This window comes from Rhizobium sp. Root482 (assembly GCF_001426565.1).
In the GTDB taxonomy this organism is placed as follows: Bacteria; Pseudomonadota; Alphaproteobacteria; order Rhizobiales; family Rhizobiaceae; genus Pararhizobium.
The window spans coordinates 418,268-437,210 of the sequence record NZ_LMFA01000001.1 but is presented as its reverse complement, the minus strand read 5'-3'; the positions used below and the strand labels follow the sequence as shown (position 1 = coordinate 437,210).

General features: G+C 62.0%; 17 protein-coding genes. 14 read left to right on the top strand and 3 right to left on the bottom strand.

Annotation, left to right across the window (positions count from 1 at the left end; genetic code table 11):
- The first annotated feature begins 9 nt into the window (after positions 1 to 9).
- The gene (locus ASD31_RS01875; RefSeq protein ID WP_056328504.1) at positions 10 to 1,587 is read left to right on the top strand and encodes an ABC transporter substrate-binding protein; all 1,578 of its coding nucleotides are present in this window, start codon (positions 10 to 12) and stop codon (positions 1,585 to 1,587) included.
- Between the two features lie 120 nt (positions 1,588 to 1,707).
- Here the strand turns inward: ASD31_RS01875 and ASD31_RS01870 are convergent, their stop codons facing one another.
- On the bottom strand, positions 1,708 to 2,832 hold the full coding sequence (locus tag ASD31_RS01870; RefSeq protein ID WP_274534248.1) for an MFS transporter: 1,125 nt from the start codon (positions 2,830 to 2,832) through the stop codon (positions 1,708 to 1,710).
- Between the two features lie 148 nt (positions 2,833 to 2,980).
- Between ASD31_RS01870 and ASD31_RS01865 the strand changes: the two genes are divergently transcribed.
- The 3 genes from ASD31_RS01865 (at position 2,981) to ASD31_RS01855 (ending at position 4,663) form a co-directional block, all read left to right on the top strand.
- On the top strand, positions 2,981 to 3,307 hold the full coding sequence (locus ASD31_RS01865; protein ID WP_056328502.1) for an ArsR/SmtB family transcription factor: 327 nt from the start codon (positions 2,981 to 2,983) through the stop codon (positions 3,305 to 3,307).
- A gap of 130 nt (positions 3,308 to 3,437) precedes the next feature.
- A complete protein-coding gene (locus ASD31_RS01860) occupies positions 3,438 to 4,112 on the top strand; it encodes a L,D-transpeptidase (protein WP_056328501.1) in 675 nt (224 codons plus the stop codon).
- Positions 4,113 to 4,126: 14 nt separating this feature from the next.
- Positions 4,127 to 4,663 (top strand): OmpA family protein, encoded by a 537-nt coding sequence (locus ASD31_RS01855; RefSeq protein ID WP_056328499.1) that lies wholly within the window; start codon positions 4,127 to 4,129, stop codon positions 4,661 to 4,663.
- Positions 4,664 to 4,725: 62 nt separating this feature from the next.
- Here the strand turns inward: ASD31_RS01855 and ASD31_RS01850 are convergent, their stop codons facing one another.
- Positions 4,726 to 7,146: a GcvT family protein gene (locus ASD31_RS01850; protein ID WP_056328498.1), complete on the bottom strand. Its 2,421-nt coding sequence runs from the start codon at positions 7,144 to 7,146 to the stop codon at positions 4,726 to 4,728.
- 221 nt (positions 7,147 to 7,367) lie between these two features.
- Positions 7,368 to 8,255: a LysR substrate-binding domain-containing protein gene (locus tag ASD31_RS01845; RefSeq protein ID WP_056328496.1), complete on the bottom strand. Its 888-nt coding sequence runs from the start codon at positions 8,253 to 8,255 to the stop codon at positions 7,368 to 7,370.
- Between the two features lie 226 nt (positions 8,256 to 8,481).
- Here ASD31_RS01845 and ASD31_RS01840 point away from each other — a divergent pair, with 226 nt between their 5' ends.
- The 10 genes from ASD31_RS01840 (at position 8,482) to ASD31_RS01795 (ending at position 18,931) form a co-directional block, all read left to right on the top strand.
- Positions 8,482 to 10,017, top strand: a complete 1,536-nt coding sequence (locus ASD31_RS01840) for a trimethylamine methyltransferase family protein (RefSeq protein ID WP_056328495.1) — start codon at positions 8,482 to 8,484, stop codon at positions 10,015 to 10,017.
- A gap of 110 nt (positions 10,018 to 10,127) precedes the next feature.
- Entirely contained in the window at positions 10,128 to 11,123 is a 996-nt protein-coding gene (locus ASD31_RS01835) for a GlxA family transcriptional regulator (RefSeq protein ID WP_056328493.1), read from the top strand.
- 88 nt (positions 11,124 to 11,211) lie between these two features.
- Entirely contained in the window at positions 11,212 to 12,516 is a 1,305-nt protein-coding gene (locus ASD31_RS01830) for a M24 family metallopeptidase (protein WP_056329302.1), read from the top strand.
- On the top strand, positions 12,516 to 13,196 hold the full coding sequence (locus ASD31_RS01825; protein WP_056328491.1) for an isochorismatase family protein: 681 nt from the start codon (positions 12,516 to 12,518) through the stop codon (positions 13,194 to 13,196). The genes ASD31_RS01830 and ASD31_RS01825 overlap by 1 nt, the downstream gene beginning before the upstream one ends.
- A gap of 24 nt (positions 13,197 to 13,220) precedes the next feature.
- Entirely contained in the window at positions 13,221 to 13,883 is a 663-nt protein-coding gene (locus ASD31_RS01820) for an ABC transporter permease (protein WP_056328490.1), read from the top strand.
- Complete coding sequence (locus ASD31_RS01815; protein WP_056328488.1) at positions 13,880 to 14,995, top strand: ABC transporter ATP-binding protein; 1,116 nt, start codon at positions 13,880 to 13,882, stop codon at positions 14,993 to 14,995. The genes ASD31_RS01820 and ASD31_RS01815 overlap by 4 nt, the downstream gene beginning before the upstream one ends.
- Positions 14,992 to 15,747 carry an ABC transporter permease gene (locus ASD31_RS01810; RefSeq protein ID WP_056328486.1) on the top strand — a complete coding sequence of 252 codons (756 nt, stop codon included), beginning with the start codon at positions 14,992 to 14,994 and terminating at the stop codon, positions 15,745 to 15,747. Before ASD31_RS01815 ends, ASD31_RS01810 begins: the two co-directional genes overlap by 4 nt.
- 24 nt (positions 15,748 to 15,771) lie before the next feature.
- On the top strand, positions 15,772 to 16,662 hold the full coding sequence (locus tag ASD31_RS01805) for a glycine betaine ABC transporter substrate-binding protein (RefSeq protein WP_056328485.1): 891 nt from the start codon (positions 15,772 to 15,774) through the stop codon (positions 16,660 to 16,662).
- A 137-nt stretch (positions 16,663 to 16,799) separates the two neighbouring features.
- A complete protein-coding gene (locus ASD31_RS01800) occupies positions 16,800 to 17,924 on the top strand; it encodes a mandelate racemase/muconate lactonizing enzyme family protein (RefSeq protein ID WP_056328483.1) in 1,125 nt (374 codons plus the stop codon).
- A complete protein-coding gene (locus ASD31_RS01795) occupies positions 17,921 to 18,931 on the top strand; it encodes an Ldh family oxidoreductase (RefSeq protein WP_056328482.1) in 1,011 nt (336 codons plus the stop codon). The genes ASD31_RS01800 and ASD31_RS01795 overlap by 4 nt, the downstream gene beginning before the upstream one ends.
- The last annotated feature ends 12 nt before the right edge of the window (positions 18,932 to 18,943 follow it).

Here is an 18,943-nt window from a genome sequence, read left to right as displayed (position 1 = left end):
AATGATCCAATGAGAAAGCAATTGCATGCGGCTTTGCTGGGTGCCGCACTTCTGATGTCGGTGGGCCACGCCAAGGCCGCCGATCTCGTCATGGCCGTCAAGGCGGGACCCGCCTCGATGGATCCGCATTTTACCGCCACGGCGGCCAATGCGGATGCCGTCAAGCATATTTACGATACGCTGGTCCGGTCCGGCAACAATCTTGAGCTGGAGCCGTCCCTGGCGCGCAGCTGGACCCCGCTTGACCAGACGACATGGGAATTCAAGCTCCGGCAGGGCGTCAAGTTCCACGACGGCTCGGACTTCACCGCCGAAGACGTCAAATTCTCGATCGAACGCATCCCGGATGTGACCGGCCCCAATCCGACCACCATTTTCGTGCGTCGTGTCAGCTCGCTGGAGATCGTCGATCCCTATACGATACGCATCAGGACCACCGATCCGGCACCAAGCCTGCCGAACGATTTCGTGCGCCTGTTCATCGTCTCGCACAAGGCTGCAGCCAATTATTCCACTCGCGATACCGCGACTGAAGGGTTCAACAGCGGCAAGGCGGCGGTGGGAACCGGCCCCTATAAATTCGTTTCCTGGGCCCCGACCCAGGATCTCGTGCTGGAGCGCTTCGACGGATATTGGGGTGGCGCCGAGCCGTGGGACCGTGTGATCCGAAAGGAAATTCCAAACGATGCCTCGCGCGTCGCTCAGCTGAAAGCCGGCCAGGTCGACATCATCTCCAAGGTTCCGGCGTCGGACGTTCCCGTGCTCGAGCAGGATTCGTCGCTCACGGTGGTCAAGAACGAGAGCATCTATGTCAGCTATCTCGAGTTCGATTTTCGCGAGGACAGTCCGGAGATCACCGCCAAGGATGGCGCAAAGCTCGACAAGAATCCCTTGCGCGATCCCCGTGTCCGGGAGGCAATTGACCTGGCGCTCGATCGCGAGACCATCGTGGACTATGCGCTCGAGGGACTGGCGGTCGTTCCGACCCAACTCGTCTCTTCCAATATCTTCGGGTACGACAAGGCGCTCGAGCCTTCGAAATATGACGTCGATCGTGCCAAGCAATTGCTCAAGGAGGCCGGTTACGAGGATGGGTTCAAGATCAGGCTGAGCTACGCCAATGACCGCATGCCGATGGAGCTCGGGCCCACGGTCGCCCAGATGCTGTCGATGATCGGCATCACGGTCGAGGTCAACGGCATACCGGCTGCCGTCTTCAACCCCGCTCGGACGCGTGGCGAATATTCGCTCAACATGGGAAGCTGGGGAACGCTGACGGGAGAGGCGAACTATACATTGTCCTCGCTGATGCACAGCTATGCTCCCGATCATGGGCTTGGCGCCTACAATGTGCGTGGATATTCCAACGCGGAAATGGACAGGCTGATCGAGAGCGCGGGCGCGGAAATGGACACGGACGCTCGTCGTGGCCTGCTCGAAAAGGCCAATGATCTGGTCGCAAGCGATCGTCCCAACCTGGCGCTCGCGACGCTGCTCACCGCATGGGCATTGAAAAAGGACAAGATCGTGCTGACGCCGCGGGCGGACGAGGATACGCTGGCCATGAATATTCGCCCGGTCGAATAATTCGGCTCACGCTGCAAGGCGCATCGATTGGAATGGCCGCATCGGAAAGGATGCGGCCATTTTCATGGGAGATGCGAAATGCCGGTTCCATTCTGCTCGAGGCAGCCCCCGAACGAAGCCTCAATCACGGGTCCCGAACTTCCGCAACAAGCCCGCCGATGCCGAGAACAGCACGATCAGGGTGCTGTAACCCAGCATCGTCGCCGTCAGCCCGAAGGTGCCAACGGCCATGCCGGCCAACAGGGTGGGGAGGCCGAAGGCGAGATAGCTCAGCGTGAACAGCGAAGCGAAGAGTTCGCCGCGCTCGTCCGGGCGCACGGCCGGGACGACGGAGCGCAGCACGCCGTAGAAGCAGGTGCCGAAGCCCGTTCCGGCAACGACCAGCGCCGCGAGATAGGCTGGCAGCGACTGCCAGGCGATCGCAGCCAGCGTTAACGCGGTGCCGATGGAGAGCGCCGAGGTTCCGTAAAGCGTCACCCGCCGGGAGGAATGGCCACGCGCGACATAGCAGGCGGCGGCGCCTGAAGCACAGAGCAGGACGATGACGCCAGCCTGCGTCAGATGATCTTCGGCGCCGAAGACGTGTCGGACGATCGGGGCGCCGAGCGAGAGGTAGAGGCCGCCCGTCGCCCAGCCTGCGATGACAGCCGGGGCGCTGCGCCAGAACGCCTTGGCAGCCGTGGCCGGCACGCCGATGCGTGGCCGGAGCGAGGCCCAGACGCCTTCGTGCCGCGGCGCGGTCTCGGGAATGACCCAGATCACAGCGGCAAACAGCGCATAGGCGATAACCAGCGTGCCGAACACGTCGGCCTCCGCCATCACGGTCACGTCCATCAGTATGCCCGCCACGAGAGCGCCCATGGCAAGCCCGCTGAGCGGAATGACCGAGTTCCACACCGAGGCGCTGCCTGGCCTGTCTTTCGGCTCGAGGTCGACGACGGCCGCGGACAGCGCCGAGAGCAGTAGCCCGGCCGCGATGCCCTGTAATAGCCGCGCCATGATCAATCCGGTCACGTCTGCCGCTTGCCAGAACAGCAGTAGACTTACCGCCATCAGTGCAAAGCCGCCCGATATCACCGGCCGTCGGCCGACATGATCCGACAACGAGCCCGTGACCAGCAAGGATGCCAGCAGCGCGACGGTATACACGGCGAAGATGCTGGTCAGCGTCGCCGCCGAAAAACCGATCTCCTGTTGCAGCGAGGGATAGAAGGGCGAGGGCGCACTGGCGCCGGCCATCATCACTGCCAGTCCTGCAAGCGTAATGCGGAAGCCCGCGAGGTTGCGAAGAGGGAGGGATAATATGTTATCGGTCACGAAACACCTGATGGTTCGAATATTTTCGAACAAATAACTACTATCATTCCGGGGACGGTTCAACTAAATTCGAACCATGGCATCCGACAATACAGAACTTCCCCATCCGGCTCGTGAAGACCTGCAGCTTACCAACGTGCTCTTTGCGTTGAGCGACCCCGAGCGTTTGACCATCGTACGCCAGCTTGCCAGCGGTCCGCTCGAAATGGCGCAATGCCATCTCTCCGACCCCTCTATGCCGAAATCGACCAAGTCGCATCTGATGAAGGTGCTGCGCGAGGCTGGCGTCATCCGCAACGAATCCCTGGGCCGCGGCCGCCGCCTCAGCATCCGCCACGACGACCTCGAGGCGCGGTTCCCGGGTTTGATCGGGTCGGTGCTGGCTGCTTCTGCCGATGACTAGAATAGCGGCCTGATGCACCGGAGTCTGGCTCTCTCGACGAAAGAATAGATGCTGAGAGATTTTTGTTGCCGCAGATAATAAATCTGATTTACTGCGAATTCATGACTTGGCATTTCGGGGGATCTTGCCGATGACTTGGACCCGTAGGGAGATTTTTCTGGGTGGCTTGGCGTCACTTGGCGCCAGCGTCGCCGGGCAATCGGCACTTGCCCAGGCGTCATCCTATTTCGACGGCAATGCCATCGACAATGGCGTGGCGTTTCGAAGAACAAACTTCGCCAGGATCGACCCGCGATGGCGCCGCCAGGTCGTCAAATATTTCAGCAGCGAGCCGATCGGTACCGTCGTCGTCGATACGCGGCACCATTTTCTCTATCTGATCATGGAGAACAAGACAGCCATCCGCTATGGCGTTGGTGTCGGCCGCGAGGGTTTCAAGTGGTTCGGCCGTGCAACGATCGATCGTAAATCGCTTTGGCCGCGCTGGACGCCGCCGCCGGAGATGCGCAAGCGCCATCCCGAACTGCCTGAATTCGTGGCGGGAGGCTCGGCGAAGAACCCACTTGGCCCGCGCGCCCTGTACCTGCATCGCGACGGCGTTGATACCGGCTATCGCTTCCACGGTACGCTGGAGCCGGGGAGCATCGGCAAGGATGCCTCCAGCGGATGCATCCGCATGTTCAACGAAGACGCCATCGATCTCTACCAGCGCTGCCCGATCGGCACGGCCGTGCAGGTTCTGCCGCATATTGCCGACCAGGCCGGAAATGCCGCGCAGACGAGCCAACCAATTCCGGTCGAGTGAGGTAAATCATCCTGATGTCTGCACCGATCGGATACAAGAAACTCCTGCTGGCCGCGTCCATGCTTCTGGCGCTCTCAGCCTGCACCACCCCCGATATCGCCTCCGTGGAGGAGCCGGCCGCGGTGCCGATGACGGGTGAGACCAACGATCCCGCGCCCGGTTTCGAGAAGGTCGCCGCGGGGAGCGAAGAGGATTTCATCCTCAATGTCGGCCGCCGGATCTATTTTACGCAGGATTCCGCGAAGCTCGATTCCGTCGCTATGGCGACATTGGACAGCCAGGCCAGTTGGCTCAACAATAACCCGGCCTGGCTGCTCAAGCTGCAGGGTTTTGCTGACGATTCGGGATCCGCGGCTCAAATGGTATCGCTGTCCCAGAAGCGCGCAGATGCGGCGATGGCCTATCTCGCCTCGAAGGGGGTCGATGCCAGCCGCATGTGGGCCAAGGGCTACGGCAATGATCGCGAAGTCCGCGACTGCACGGACCGCTCGTGCAAGGTGCAGAACCGGCGCGTCGTCACCAATCTGCGCAGCCAGCACGACGCGCCCTGATTGACGTTAGTCCGTATCAGGCGCGCCCGGCCGAATACCGCCCATGTTTTCGGGTTCCTCTTCTACTTTCGAAGTCTTTCTCCTGTGGGATCGAATGGGGCGCGCTCCAGGACGGTAGCCTCATGCGGCTGGCCAAGGATGGCGACGCTGACCTTGTCGCCGGGCTTCGCCGTGTCGGCATTGAGGTAGCAGAGCGCCAGAGACAGGCCGACGGTATAGCCATAGGCGCCGGAGGAAACCTGGCCGATCGGCGTGCCGTCGCCAAGGAAGATCGGTTCGCCGCCCGTCGCGTCCGCATCCCGTGCGTCGATCGATATCATGGCGATCGTCTGCCTCGGGCATTTCCCCGCTATCGCCTGATAGGCTTCCTTGTTCAGGAAAGTGTCCTTCTCAAGCTTGACGAGCCGGTCAAGCCCGCTTTCCTGCGGCCAGTATTCCGGGGAGTATTCGCGGCTCCAGCTGCCATAGCCCTTCTCGATGCGCAATGAAGCGAGCGCACGGGAGCCGACGGGGCCTGCACCCAGATCCTCGCCTGCCTCCAGCAATGCGTCGTAGAGCGCGACCTGCTGGTCCGCGTCACAGTGGAGTTCCCAGCCGAGATCGCCGGTGAAGGAGACGCGCAGCGCGACGACATCGATGCCGGCGACGGTCATCCTGCGCGAGCGCATGAAGGGGAAGCTCTCGTTGGAGAGGTCCTCATTCGTGAGGCGCATCAGCAATTCACGCGATTTCGGCCCGGCGATGTTGAAGGCGCAAAGGCGTTCCGTCATTGAGGTAAAGGTCGTATTCTCCGGAAGGGGAACCGCCTTGAAGAACCTCTGGTGGTAGCGTTCCGCCATGCCGGACCCAAAGATCATGAAATCCTCTTCGGCCAGCCTGGTGACGGTAAAGTCGCCGGCGATGCCCCCGCGCTTGCCGATGAGCGGTGTCAGGCACGAGCGCCCTATCTGTGTCGGCATGCGATTGGCAAAGAGCGCATTCAGCCAGTTCTCTGCGCCCGGCCCCTTCACGGCATATTTTGCGAAATTGGAGATATCGATGATGCCGGCGTTCTCGCGCAGCATGCGCGCCTCGCGGCCGACCGGTGCCCACCAGTTCTGGCGGGTGAAGCCGATCGTTTCTTCCTTCGGCTCGCCGTCGGCGGAGAACCAGAGGGGATGTTCCCAACCGAAATTGAGGCCGAAGACGGCACCCATCTCCTTCTGCCGCTCATAGGCGGGCCGGGTGCGGACGGGCCGGCCGGCGCTGCGTTCCTCGTTGGGGAAATGGATCTTGAACCGGTGGCTGTACTGATCCTGCACGCGCGCTTTGGTGAAGGCCTTGCTCGCCCATTGGCCGAAACGGGCCATGTCCCAACCGAACATGTCGAGCGATGGTTCGCCTTCGATCATCCATTCCGCGGCAAGCTTGCCCATGCCGCCCGATTGCGAGAAGCCGGGAATGATGCCGTTGCAACAGAAGTAGTTCGTCATTTCCGGCACGGGACCGAAAAGGACGGCGCTATCCGGCGACCAGATCATCGGCCCGTTGATCACGCGCTTGATGCCCGCCCTTCCGACGACCGGGACACGGTCGATGGCGCGCATCATGTTCTCCTCGATGCGCTCGATGTCGTCTGGGAAGAGCTCGTGACCGAAATCGGGCGGCGTTCCGTCCTCGGCCCAGAACCGCATATCGCGTTCATAGGCGCCGATCAGCAGGCCGAGTCCTTCCTGCCGGAGATAGTATTCCCCGTCCCGATCGGCCACGGAGGGGAGGCGGCGGTCGAGGCCGGCGATTTCCGGGATCGTCTCTGTGACGAAATACTGATGCTCCGTCGGCATCAGCGGGAGTTCCAGCCCGGCCATGGCGGCGACTTCACGCCCCCAGAGGCCAGCGGCGTTCACAACCCATTGGGTGTGGATATCGCCCTTCGGCGTGCGCACGATCCAGCTGCCGTCCGGCAGCGCCTCCGTGCCGGTGACCGGCGTGAAGCGGTGGATTTCGGCACCTCGCTGGCGCGCGCCCGTCGCATAGGCCATCGTCACGCCTGAAGGATCGACATTGCCGCCTTCCGGTTCGTACATGATGCAGCGGATGCCGTCGAAATCGACCAGGGGATGCAGGCGCTCCGCCTCGTCGCGACCGACTTCGTAGAAATTCATCTTGTAACGGCGCGCCTTGGCTTCTTGAAGCCGGAGTTGGTGTTCACGCGCCTCGGTCTGGGCAAGATAGAGCGAGCCCGGCTGGAAGATGCCGCAGCCTTGCCCCGTCTCCACCTCCAGTTCCTTGTAGAGCGCCATCGTGTAGTGCTGGAGCAGGCTGATATTGGTGGAGTCGTGAAGACCGTGGATATTGGCCGCCGCATGCCAGGTCGAGCCCGATGTCAGTTCGCTGCGCTCCAGAAGCACGACGTCGGACCAACCGAGCTTGGCAAGATGGTAGAGAATGGAACAACCGATGAGACCGCCGCCGATGACGACCGCTTGAGCATGGGAGCGCATAGAATTCCAGCCTTGAACTGATGACTCTGCCGCCGGCGATCTTGCCGACCAGCCTCAGTCTAGGGGTGGGCCGTTTCTTCCAAAAGGTGGCGAGATCGCGAAATCGGCCCGGTTTGGCAGTAAATGGATAAATAAAACGAGGTCATTGATCCCGTAATTCTCGCTTGTTGCCGGATCGGCCTTCGCTAGTCTGAAGTCGGCTATCTGCGTCTCGAAGCTCGTCAGCCGATCACCTTCTGGGCTTCCGACACAATCCAGTCGCGCACCTTGGCGACGGTCGTTCCCTTCGATGAAGGCCCCTCGGCGAGATAGTAGTTCCATGCGCTCTTGGTGCGTGTCGGGAACGGCTCGACGAGCAGGCCGCGATCGACGTAGATGCGGGCGAGCGACTGGGTGGTCACGATGCAGCCGGCGCCGCTTGCCGCCATTTCCAGTGCGATGTTGGTGGAATTGGTGGAAAGCCGCTTGTCGTTTGCGGAAGCATCGATGCGGAGCGCATCGGCCATGTCCTGCCAGAATTCCTGCCGTCCATGCACGGCGATCCAGTTGGACTTCAGAACATCCTCTGGCGTCCTGATCGCATTCTGGCCATGCACGAGCTGGGGGGCGCAGAGCAGGACAAGCCGGTCGTTCCAGAGTTGCATGCCGTGTGACGGCATATTGTCGAAGCGGCGGATCGAAATGAGGATATCGGCGATCTGCTCCGTGGAATCCTCCCAGATCGTGCCATGCAGGAGGATTTCCACCTCGGGATGTTTCCGGCTGAAGCCGGCGACGCATCTGGCGAGCCAGTTCTCGGCAAGGCTGGTGGGACAGGAAATGACGACGGTCTTGTTGCGGGCGGCTGCGAGCACGGTTTCCGTTGCGAAATCGATCTGGTTCAGCGCCTGGCGCAGCGTGGGAAGAAAGGCCTCGCCCACTTCCGTCAGCTTGAGGCTGCGCGGATAGCGGATGAAGAGCTGGCGGCCGAGATACTGCTCCAGCGCGCGAACATGGGTGCTGATGGCGGCCTGCGTATAGCCCAGTTCGTTGGCCGCTTCGGTGAAACTCAAATGCCGGGCGGAGCATTCGAAGGATCGGATATAGTTTAATGGCGGCGGCGGCTTCATTCCAGGCTCCCCTTTTTTCCGAGGCTAATCCGGTCGGTCCGCGGCGCGCAAGATGCAGATGCGTCATGACGTGGTTTTTCTTGGTCATTGCCGCCGAACTTATCATGTGAAGACCGGGGCGGGATTGGCCATAGTTTCAGCGAGGCGGAACATAAAAAGGCGCATGCCCAATGCCGGGATATTCGTTATCCCGAGTGGCGGTTGAGGCGCATGAAGGGAGTTCTTGATGAGTGAGAGACGGGGCGGTGGGCGGCGATCGCGTGCGGACCGAGGTGGCGGCGGCATTTCGCAGTTGCCGTGGCAGGAGGTGTTCAACACCTATCCGCCGACGCAACTTCTCGACGAGGAACGTATCGAGGCGCTTCATCGCAATTCGATGCGCGTTCTTTCCGAGATCGGCATCCGCGTGATGAGCGAGAAGGCGATGACGCTGTTCGAGGAGGCAGGTGCCATCGTCGATCGCGACACCATGACGATCCGAATCGACGAATCAATCGTCGATGCCGCGCTGGCCACGGCGCCATCCTCCTTCACGCTTACCAGCCGCAATCCGTCGAAACGCCTGACGATCGGCGGCAACGCGATGGCCTTCGGTCTTGTTGCCGGACCGCCAAACGTCCACGACCGGATCAACGGCCGGCGGCAGGGCAATTTCGCCGACTACCAGAACTTCACGCGGCTGGCGCACTACTTCAATGCAATCCATATCCTTGGAAATCAGGTGTGCGCGCCCATCGAGCTGCCGGCCAATTCGCGGCACCTTGATGCCTACAACGCAAATGTCTCGCTCAGCGATCTGTGCTTCCACTGCACGGCCATCGGCCGAGGGCGCGCCGTCGACGGCATCAACATGATGGCGATTGCGCGCGGCATCAGCGCCGAGGAGATGCGCCATTCCCCCGGCGTCATCACGATCATCTCCGTCAACTCGCCGCGCCTCCTGGACGACGCGATGACGGACGGGCTCATCGCCATGGCCGAGCACGGTCAACCGGTGACCATCACGCCGTTCACGCTCATGGGGGCGATGACGCCGGTGACGCTTGCGGCGGCGCTCTGCCAGCAGAATGCGGAAGCGCTGTTCGGCGTAACGCTTGCGCAGCTGGTCAATCCCGGCACACCGGTCATGTACGGCGCATTCACGTCCAATGTGGACATGCGCTCCGGCGCGCCCGCTTTCGGCACGCCGGAAAACGCCAAGGCGAACATCGTCGCGGGCCAGCTGGCGCGGCGCTACAAGCTTCCCTATCGGACGTCGAACGCCAATGCGTCCAATGTCGTCGATCTTCAGGCGGCCTACGAGACGGAGATGGCGACCTGGGGGGCAGTGCTCGGCGGCGCGAACCTCGTCTATCACGCTGCCGGATGGCTCGAAGGCGGACTGACGGCATCCTATGAAAAACTCGTGCTCGATGTCGAGATACTGCAGAACATGATGAGTTTCCTTGAGCCCATGCCCTTCTCCGAGGACGATCTTGGCTTCGAAGCCATCAAATCGGTGCCGGCCGGCGGGCATTTTTTCGGCTCCGAGCACACGATGGCGCGATACGAGACGGCGTTCTATCAACCGATCCTTTCCAACTGGCAGAACTATGGCAGCTGGCAGGAGGCGGGGGGACGCGATGCGCTGGACCGCGCCACCGACGTCTGGCAGCAAGCCTTGCGGGAGTACGAGGAGCCGCCGCTCGACCCGGCCGTGCGTGAGGAACTCGATGCCTACATGGCAAGGCGACGCGTGGAGATCGGGGCGGGCGAACCCTAGCAGCACCGCGACCTTCCGGGCCGCTTCCGCGTTTGGGGGCTTGATGTCACGCATGTCGTTACCGCAAATCCGCTGCATGGTTTTGCGCGACATGCCCAGAGGAGACGAAGATGAAGGATACGCATGAAATCCGCTTTGCGGTTTTGATGTTTCCGAACTTCCCGCTGATGGCCTTCAGTTCCATCATCGAACCTCTGCGGGCGGCCAATACGCTTTCCGGCAAACGTCACTATTCGTGGATAACCGTTGCGGCGGCCGAGAAAATAAAGGCGTCGAACGGCATCAGCATCGAGCCGGACTACCATGTGCGCAATGCGCCTGAAGTCGATCGGATCGTCGTGTGCTCCGGCGGCGATGCCGAACACCTGGTTGCCGAGGAGGAGATGGCATGGGTCCGGAGGAATCTTCGATCCGGCGCGCGGCTCGGCGCCGTCGCGGACGCGGCTTTCTTCCTTGCCCGCAAGGGCCTGCTCGACGATCACGCCTGCACGCTCCACTGGACCAGCCAGCCGGCGTTCAAGGAGGCCTTTCCGCATCTCGATATGCGCACGGATCTCTATGTTATCGACCGCCGCCGCTTCACGTCGGTCGGCGGCATCGGCAGCCTGGACATGATGCTTGAGATGATCGCTCGGGACTATGGCGCTCAGCTCGCCGATAGTGTTGCCGGCTGGTACATGCACAGTCCACTACGGCCGGATGCCGATCGCCGGATGCTGACACTGCGCATCCGCAGCGGCATCGCCGACGACCTCGTGCTTTCGGCTGTTGCCATGATGGAGGACGCTATCGAGGACGTGTTGCGGATCGAGGATCTGGCCAGTCGTCTCAATGTCTCGCCCGACAAGCTCGGGCGCTCGTTCAAGGCGGAAGTGGGCATGTCGCCCAATGCCTACTACCGCACTCTGCGGCTCGGACATGCGGCGGGCATGTTGACGCATTCGAACCTTCCCGTGAATGAGGTTGCCGTCGCCTGCGGTTTCGAGAACGCGGCGAATTTTTCCCGCGCCTTCAAGCAGCAGTTCGGCTATGTGCCGCATAGCCTGCGCCGTCGCGTCTCGCGCGCGGGCGAGGCACCGCGCGTCATCGCGGGGCTGAAACAATGAGCGCGTGCGGATTCCAGCATAGAAATTGCGGAATTCACGCAACTGCATGCCTTGGCCATTCTCCATTCTGCTGGAAAAGGAGACCGTCATGAGCATTGTTGTATTTGACCCCGACAGCGTCGAAGATGTGGATTTCAAGGATCGGATGCGCCATCCGGCAGCGGCCGATCCGTCCGGCGGCATGTGGCTTTCGGACACGGAACCGTCATTCATCGACACGGATGCGCTCCGCAAGGGGCGGTTGAAGAAGCTTCGCGACTGGATGCGGGCGGCCGGCTATGGAGCCGTGGTCCTCTTCGATCCCTACAATCAGCGCTATGCGACGGGATCGCGCAACATGTTCGGCTACTTCCTGCGCAATTCCACGCGCTATTTCTTCATTCCCACGGAAGGCCCGATCGTCCTGTTCGAATATCCGCAGAGCTACCATGTCTCGATGGTTCTCGACACGGTGGACGAAGCACGCCCCTCGAAGCTCGTCTGGTCGTCGGTATCCGGCAAGGACGACGAGACCGCCGGCCCGTTCGCCGATGAAATCACCGAATTGCTGAAGCAGCACGGCGGCGGGTCGATGAAGCTCGGCCTCGACCGCTGCAGCCATCTGCAGGCTCTCGCGCTTGAAAAGCGCGGTTGCGAGGTAAAGGACTGCCAGGGCGAGATCCTTGCCGTCAGAGCCGTCAAGACACCGGAAGAGGTCAAGTGCCTTCAGGTCTCGATGGCCGGTGCGGAAGCGGCTGTTTCCGCCGTTCGCGAAGCGATCAAGCCGGGGGTCTCGGAAACCGAACTTTTCGCAATCATGTATCACGAGGTCATCCGGCAGGGAGGCGAGTTTATCGAGACGCGCCTTCTGAGTTCCGGCCAACGCACCAATCCCTGGTTCAACGAGGCGAGCGGCCGCAAGATCCGGCCGGGGGAACTGGTCGCGCTCGATACCGACACCATCGGCTGCTACGGCTACTATTCCGATTTCTCACGCACCTTCCGCTGTGGCCCGGGAAAGCCGTCGCCTTACCAGAAATCCCTCTACCGGATGGCCTACGAGCAGGTTCAGCACAATATGGCCCTGGTCAAGCCGGGCATGGCCTTCCGTGAGATCGCCGAAAAGGCATGGAAAATCCCCGACCGCTTTGTCGACCAGCGATATACGTCGGTCATGCATGGTGTCGGCATGCATGGCGAAACACCCTTCATTGCCCATGCGATTGACTACGATACCTACGGCCGCGACGGTCATATCGTCCCGGGCATGGTGATTTCCGTCGAAAGCTATATCGGCGAGAAGGGCGGGCGCGAGGGCGTGAAACTTGAAGACGAGATTCTCATCACGGAAAACGGCACCGAGCTTTTGTCGCGCTTTCCCTATGAGGATGAATTCCTGAGCGGGGAGATTTGATGAGGAAGCCGTTGCGGATCGAGCGTGCGAAGGTTGCGAGCCTTTTCATCGACCTCCAGGAGGAACATCGCCACGACGAACGTTATCTCGTCGAAGGATACGACACGATCCTTGGCAATGCTGCTCGCCTGCAGGAGGCCGCGCGCCGAAACGGCATCCCGGTCCTGCATTGCGCCTACATCGTTGATCTCGCCGATCATGCCCGTCCGTTCCATCCGCTCGGGCCGGACGGCCGCTCCGCGTTCAGCGACAAGGACGATCCGTTGACCGCGATCTGTCCCGAGGTCGCCCCGCGCGCCTCGGAGCGGGTGCTTGTCAAGAACGAAGCCAGCGCCTTCGGTAAAAGCCCGCTGATCGGCGAGCTGCGGGATGCCGGCGTCGAATGGCTGGTGATTGCCGGTGTCTGGACCGAAGCCTGTGTCGACGCGACGGTGAAGGATGCGATCACCCTTGGCCTGCGCGTACTGCTGGTCAAGGACGCCTGCGGCAGCGGCGGTCTTGCGATGCACCAGACGGGTATCCTCAATCTTGCGAACCGCCTCTATGGTGGCGCGGTCGTCGATACGCAAGCCGCATGCGCCCTGCTGGACGGACACACCGTCGAGGCGTGGCATATCGAGGGTTCGGTGCCCCTGCGCTTCACGTTCGAAAATGCCGTCAATCTGTATGCGGAACTCTAGGCAGGGAAAGGCAGGCGATAACGAATGGAGATCGTTCGATTCATCATCGACAATCTGGATATCATCGGCGCGCGGGCGATCGAGCATATTTCGATCGTCTTCTTGGCGGTCGGCATCGCTATCGTAACGGCGGTTCCCATCGGGATTGCCATCACGCAGTCGAAGAGCACGGCGGATACCGTTCTCTATCTTGCATCGATGATGATCACGGTTCCCTCGATCGCGCTGTTCGGCCTGATGATCCCGCTGTTGTCACCGGTCGGGCACGGCATCGGCTATGTCCCGGCGGTCGTGGCCGTCGTTCTCTATTCGCAGCTCCCCATCATTCGAAATACCTATACGGCGATCACCAATGTCGATCCAGCGCTGCGCGAGGCCGCCAAGGGGATGGGAATGAGCACCTGGCAACGTCTCAGGCAGGTCGAAATACCGCTCGCCATTCCGGTCATCATGGCCGGCGTGCGCACGGCCGTCGTGATGAACATCGGCGTGACGGCGATTGCGGCCTATATCGGCGCGGGCGGCCTCGGCACCTTCATTTCGCGGGGCATCAGCCAATCCGATCCCCGGCAGCTGGTGACCGGCGCGCTGGCGGTCTCGCTGCTGGCGATCGCTGCCGACCTCTTCCTCGCGCTGGTGCAGCGCCTTCTCACCTCACGCGGTATCCAGGGGGACGCTACGCAATGATCCGGCTTGAGAACCTGACGAAACACTATGGCCCCGCGCACGATCCCTTGGTCGCGGTCGACAATATCAGCCTCGATCTTCCCACCGGCGAGATCTGCGTGCTCCTTGGCCCGTCTGGCTGCGGCAAGACGACGACGATGAAGATGATCAACCAGCTGGTCCGTCCGACAAGCGGCAAGGTGTTCATCGACGGCAAGGATACCAGTACCGTCGATCCGATCGAACTTCGGCGGTCCATCGGCTACGTGATCCAGCAGATCGGCCTGTTCCCGAACAAGACGGTCGAGGAGAACATCTGTGTCGTGCCCGACCTTCTCGGCTGGGATCGGCGGAAATCTCGGGTCCGTGCGCAGGAACTCCTGGAACTCGTGGGTCTTCAGCCCGATCTCTTTCTCAAACGCTATCCGAAGGAGCTTTCGGGCGGGCAACAACAGCGCGTCGGCGTCCTGCGCGCGCTGGCGGCCGATCCGCCGGTCATGCTGATGGACGAGCCATTTGGCGCGATCGATCCCATCAACCGCGAAGTCATCCAGGAAGAGTTCCTGAAGATGCAGCAATCGATCCGCAAGACGATCATCTTCGTGTCGCACGATCTCGACGAGGCGGTGAAGATGGCGGACAAGATCGCAATCTTCCGCAGCGGAAAACTTGAGCAGTTTGCCGCCCCCGATGATCTTCTCGCACGTCCCGCCAACAGCTTCATCGAGGATTTCCTCGGCTCGGACCGGGCGCTGAAACGCCTCAGGCTCATCTCTGTTCGCGACGCCATGGAAACCGATTTCATCACGGTCCTGGCTTCGGATTCCATCGAGGACGCCGTCCGGCGCATGCGTGCGTCGCGCAGTGTCGCCGCCTTTGTCCTCAACGCGGACGGCGCTCCGCAATTCGTTCTGGGCGAGCAGGTGGCCGACACGCGCACCGGCACGGTCAGCGACCACGCCGAACCCGTGAAGTGCACGGTGCCGCGAACCGGCGATCTCCGGCAGGCGGTGTCGCTGATGTTCGCCCACGATATGCCGTTGCTGCCCTGTGTCGATGAAGACGGCAGGATGGCGGGCGTGATGAGCTATCGCTCGATCGTTCACAATCTCGGTCACGGGGAGGACGCATGAGCGCTCCCGCTACCCTGGCCGCACCCCGGCAAGGCCGCCGTCCCGCGGTCGCGCCGGTCCTCGTCCTGGCCGTGCTGGCCGGGGTGATCGCCTGGCTGTGGGCGAGCGGTATGGCGGCTGAGATTCTCACCTATTCCGACGATATTTCCTATCTCGCGATGCAGCATCTGGAACTCGTCGCCTGGGCTGGGGGACTGGCAATCCTTACGGCCGTGCCGGTGGGCATCGTGCTGTCCCGGCCTGCTTTCCGTTCCATTTCGGAGGCGGTGATGCAGGTCTTCAATATCGGCAGTACCGTGCCGACGCTGGCGATCCTTGCGCTTTCCATGACGCTGCTTGGCATCGGGACGGTGCCCGCGGTGTTCGGTCTTTGGGCCGCCACCCTCCTTCCGATCGTCCGCAACACCTATGCGGGCCTGCACGCCGTCCCGGCCCACCTCGTGGAGGCGGCAACCGGCATGGGCATGACCCCGCGGCAGGTTCTGTGGCGGGTTGAACTTCCAAATGCCCTCTTCGTGATGTTCGGCGGCATTCGCACGGCACTCGCGATCTGCGTCGGCTCGGCGCCGCTGGTCTTTCTGATCGGCGCGGGCGGGCTTGGCGAATTGATCTTCACCGGGATCGCACTGGACGAGCTCCCGATGATGATGGCCGGGGCGATACCCACGGCACTGATTGCGGTCGCGGTCGATTTCGTCTTCGGCCAGATCCAGTACCACCTCGTTCCACGGGGCATAAACCCACTGCGATAACAAAAAAGAGAGAGAGGAACTGAAATGACCTTCATGCCGAAATTTGCCAAGACCCTGCTGTCGGCGGCCGCCGTCGCCCTTGTCGCGACGTCCGCTTGGGCCGCGACGCTCACAGTGGGGGGGAAGAACTTCACCGAGCAGCTGATCATCGCGGAAATCACCAAGCAGCTCCTCGAGAGCAAGGGCTACACCGTCGACAAGAAGGACGGCATGGGCACCAAGATCGTCCGGGCCGCGCTTGAGAACGGCGAAGTCGATCTCTACTGGGAATATACGGGCACCTCGCTCATCACCTTCAACAAGGTGACGGAACGTCTTTCCCCGGAAGAGACCTACAACCGCGTAAAGGAACTGGACGGTGAAAAGGGCCTGGTCTGGCTGGCTCCGTCCACGGCCAACAATACCTATGCCTATGTCATCAAGCCGGACAATGCCAAGACCGAGGGCCTGCAGACGATCTCCGATCTCGCCAAGGCGTATAACGACGGCAAGGACATCCTCATGGGCACGACGGCCGAATTTCCGAAGCGCCCGGACGGCCTGATCGGCCTGGAGAAAGTCTACGGTTTCGAGACTGGCCGCGCCAATATCCGGCCGATGGATCTCGGCCTAGCCTATAACGCACTCGCCAACGGCGATCTCGACACGATCGCCGCGCAGGCAACCGACGGCCAGATCGCGGCACTCGGTCTGAAGACGCTCAAGGACGACAAGGGCTTCTTCCCGAACTATGCGCTGACACCCGTCGTGCGCAAAGAAGTGCTCGATGAGCACCCGGATCTCAAGGAAACGCTCGAAGCGGTTTCGGCCAAGCTGGACGATGCCACGATGCAGCGTTTGAACAGCGAGGTCGATGTCGAGAAGAAGACGATCGAAACCGTGGCCGCCGACTATCTGAAGTCGCTCGGCATGTAAGCAGACGCTATCGCGTCCTATCGAATAGCCCGGCCGCCTGCAGGTTTCCCGCAGGCGGGTGGGGAGAGGTGTGCCGGAACCGGCCGCCAAACGCATGGAGCCGGATAATGCCGGCCGTCTTTCGAGGAACTCCGGGAATGGTCAAGATATCAAGCATCCGCGTCCGTCCGCTGGTGCTGCCGCTGAAGCAGCCCTACCACTGGTCATACGGCATTCGTGAATCCTTTGCCGTCAATCTCATCGAGATCGAGGCGGATGATGGCACCGTCGGTATCGGCGAATGCACGGTTGCGCCGGACCAGACCGGTACCGCTGCGATCCTCCATCGCCTCGCAAAACATCTCGTCGGCCATTCGCCCCACGATGTGACGCCGCTCATTGCCCGCATCTTCCATCAGGAATATCTCGGGCACGGCGCCAACATCATGCGGGCCGCCAACCAGATGTTCGCCGGCATCGACATGGCCATGTGGGACCTTCAAGGCAAGCTTGCCGGCCTGCCCGTGCACCAGCTGCTCGGCGGCGCTCATCGGAAGGCAGTCGGTTACTTCTACTTTCTCCAGGGCGAGACGGCCGAGGATCTTGCGCGCGACGCTGCCGCCGGCCACGCCAATGGCGAGCGGATCTTCTATCTCAAGGTGGGTCGCGGCGAGAAGCTCGACCTGGAAATCACCGCTGCGGTCCGTCGCGAGATCGGAGATGCGCGCCTGCGCCTCGATGCCAACGAGGGCTGGAGCGTGCATGACGCGATCAACATGTGCCGCAAGCTCGAGAAATACGACATCGAATTCATCGAGCAGCCGACGGTGAGCTGGAGCATTCCCGCCATGGCGCATGTGCGCGAAAAGGTCGGCATTCCGATCGTCGCGGACCAGGCCGCCTTCACGCTCTACGACGTCTACGAGATCTGCCGCCAACGGGCCGCCGACATGATCTGCATCGGCCCGCGCGAGATCGGCGGTATCCAGCCGATGATGAAGGCCGCTGCCGTGGCGGAATCCGCGGGGCTGAAGATCTGCATCCATTCCTCCTTCACCACCGGGATAACCACCTGCGCCGAGCATCATATCGGACTTGCCATTCCCAATCTCGACGATGGCAACCAGATCATGTGGCAGCTCGTGCAGAAGGATATCGTCTCCTCGCCCGACCTCGCTCCGAAGAACGGCTGGATCGATGCCTTCAGGAAGCCTGGTCTCGGCTTCCAGCTCGCCGACGACCTCGTCGCCGATGGCGAAAGACGCTACGCGGCCAGTCGATGAGCACGATCGAGACATCCCGCGAAGCGATCGAGGCGGTTTGCCTATCGGCGCTGGTGCTCCACGGAGCGACCGCCGACAACGCCCGTCCCGTCGCACGCGCGATCGCCAGGGCGGAAGCGGACGGCAACCGTGTCTGCGGCCTGTACTACCTGCCGATCTTCTGCCGGCATCTGACGGTCGGCAAGATCGACGGAGGGGCCGCTCCCGACGTTGTCACGCGCGGTGGCACGGTGATGGTCGATGCGCGATCCGGCTTTGCGCATCCGGCGATAGCGGCCGGCACGCCGGCTTTGGTCGCCGCCGCCCGCCGATCCGGCATCGCCGCCATGGCGGTGCGCAATTCCTACAATTGCCTGGCGCTCGCCCATCACGTCCTCCCGCTTGCGGAAAGTGGCCTCATCGGCATCTGCCTGTCGAACGCGCCGGCCTCCGTCGCGCCGCCGGGGGCCACGCGGGCGCTCTTCGGGACCAATCCGCTCGCGTTTGCCGTCCCGACGAAAGACGGCGCGCCTCCCATCGTCGTCGATCAGAGCATGAGTGCTGTTACCAAGACGGAGATGATCCTGCGAGGCAATCGCGGCGAGACGATCCCCACCGGCTGGGCGCAGGACAGGAACGGGCAGCCGACGACCGATCCGGCCACCGGCCTGGAAGGTTCGCTACTGCCGGCCGGTGGCCGCAAGGGGGCAAATATTGCCTTGCTCATCGAAATTCTTGCCGCGGCGCTGACCGGCTCGGCCCTCAGCACGGAGGCGAGCGCCTTCGGAAACGACGAGGGCGGACCGCCGCGCGTCGGGCAGTTTCTCATCGCGATAGATCCCGGCCATTTCTCCGCGGATCACTTCACTGATGCCCTCGGCGGGCTGGTCGCAACGCATGAGGACGCGGGGGTGAGGCTTCCGGGGCGCTCCAGAGAAAATCACCCCGTCTGCGTCGATGCCGATCTCTGGGAAACGGCTTTGGGGCTTTCGAGCCCGGCAGACGCCCGGGAGCCTCGAACGAGCTGAACAACCACGGAA

What these genes read in the sequence shown, in the direction of transcription:
- ASD31_RS01875 (WP_056328504.1), top strand. Translation starts at nt 10, where the DNA reads ATGAGAAAGCAATTGCATGCGGCTTTGCTGGGTGCCGCACTTCTGATG.
- ASD31_RS01865 (WP_056328502.1), top strand. Translation starts at nt 2,981, where the DNA reads ATGGCATCCGACAATACAGAACTTCCCCATCCGGCTCGTGAAGACCTG.
- ASD31_RS01860 (WP_056328501.1), top strand. Translation starts at nt 3,438, where the DNA reads ATGACTTGGACCCGTAGGGAGATTTTTCTGGGTGGCTTGGCGTCACTT.
- ASD31_RS01855 (WP_056328499.1), top strand. Translation starts at nt 4,127, where the DNA reads ATGTCTGCACCGATCGGATACAAGAAACTCCTGCTGGCCGCGTCCATG.
- ASD31_RS01850 (WP_056328498.1), bottom strand. Translation starts at nt 7,146, where the DNA reads ATGCGCTCCCATGCTCAAGCGGTCGTCATCGGCGGCGGTCTCATCGGT.
- ASD31_RS01845 (WP_056328496.1), bottom strand. Translation starts at nt 8,255, where the DNA reads ATGAAGCCGCCGCCGCCATTAAACTATATCCGATCCTTCGAATGCTCC.
- ASD31_RS01840 (WP_056328495.1), top strand. Translation starts at nt 8,482, where the DNA reads ATGAGTGAGAGACGGGGCGGTGGGCGGCGATCGCGTGCGGACCGAGGT.
- ASD31_RS01835 (WP_056328493.1), top strand. Translation starts at nt 10,128, where the DNA reads ATGAAGGATACGCATGAAATCCGCTTTGCGGTTTTGATGTTTCCGAAC.
- ASD31_RS01830 (WP_056329302.1), top strand. Translation starts at nt 11,212, where the DNA reads ATGAGCATTGTTGTATTTGACCCCGACAGCGTCGAAGATGTGGATTTC.
- ASD31_RS01825 (WP_056328491.1), top strand. Translation starts at nt 12,516, where the DNA reads ATGAGGAAGCCGTTGCGGATCGAGCGTGCGAAGGTTGCGAGCCTTTTC.
- ASD31_RS01820 (WP_056328490.1), top strand. Translation starts at nt 13,221, where the DNA reads ATGGAGATCGTTCGATTCATCATCGACAATCTGGATATCATCGGCGCG.
- ASD31_RS01815 (WP_056328488.1), top strand. Translation starts at nt 13,880, where the DNA reads ATGATCCGGCTTGAGAACCTGACGAAACACTATGGCCCCGCGCACGAT.
- ASD31_RS01810 (WP_056328486.1), top strand. Translation starts at nt 14,992, where the DNA reads ATGAGCGCTCCCGCTACCCTGGCCGCACCCCGGCAAGGCCGCCGTCCC.
- ASD31_RS01805 (WP_056328485.1), top strand. Translation starts at nt 15,772, where the DNA reads ATGACCTTCATGCCGAAATTTGCCAAGACCCTGCTGTCGGCGGCCGCC.
- ASD31_RS01800 (WP_056328483.1), top strand. Translation starts at nt 16,800, where the DNA reads ATGGTCAAGATATCAAGCATCCGCGTCCGTCCGCTGGTGCTGCCGCTG.
- ASD31_RS01795 (WP_056328482.1), top strand. Translation starts at nt 17,921, where the DNA reads ATGAGCACGATCGAGACATCCCGCGAAGCGATCGAGGCGGTTTGCCTA.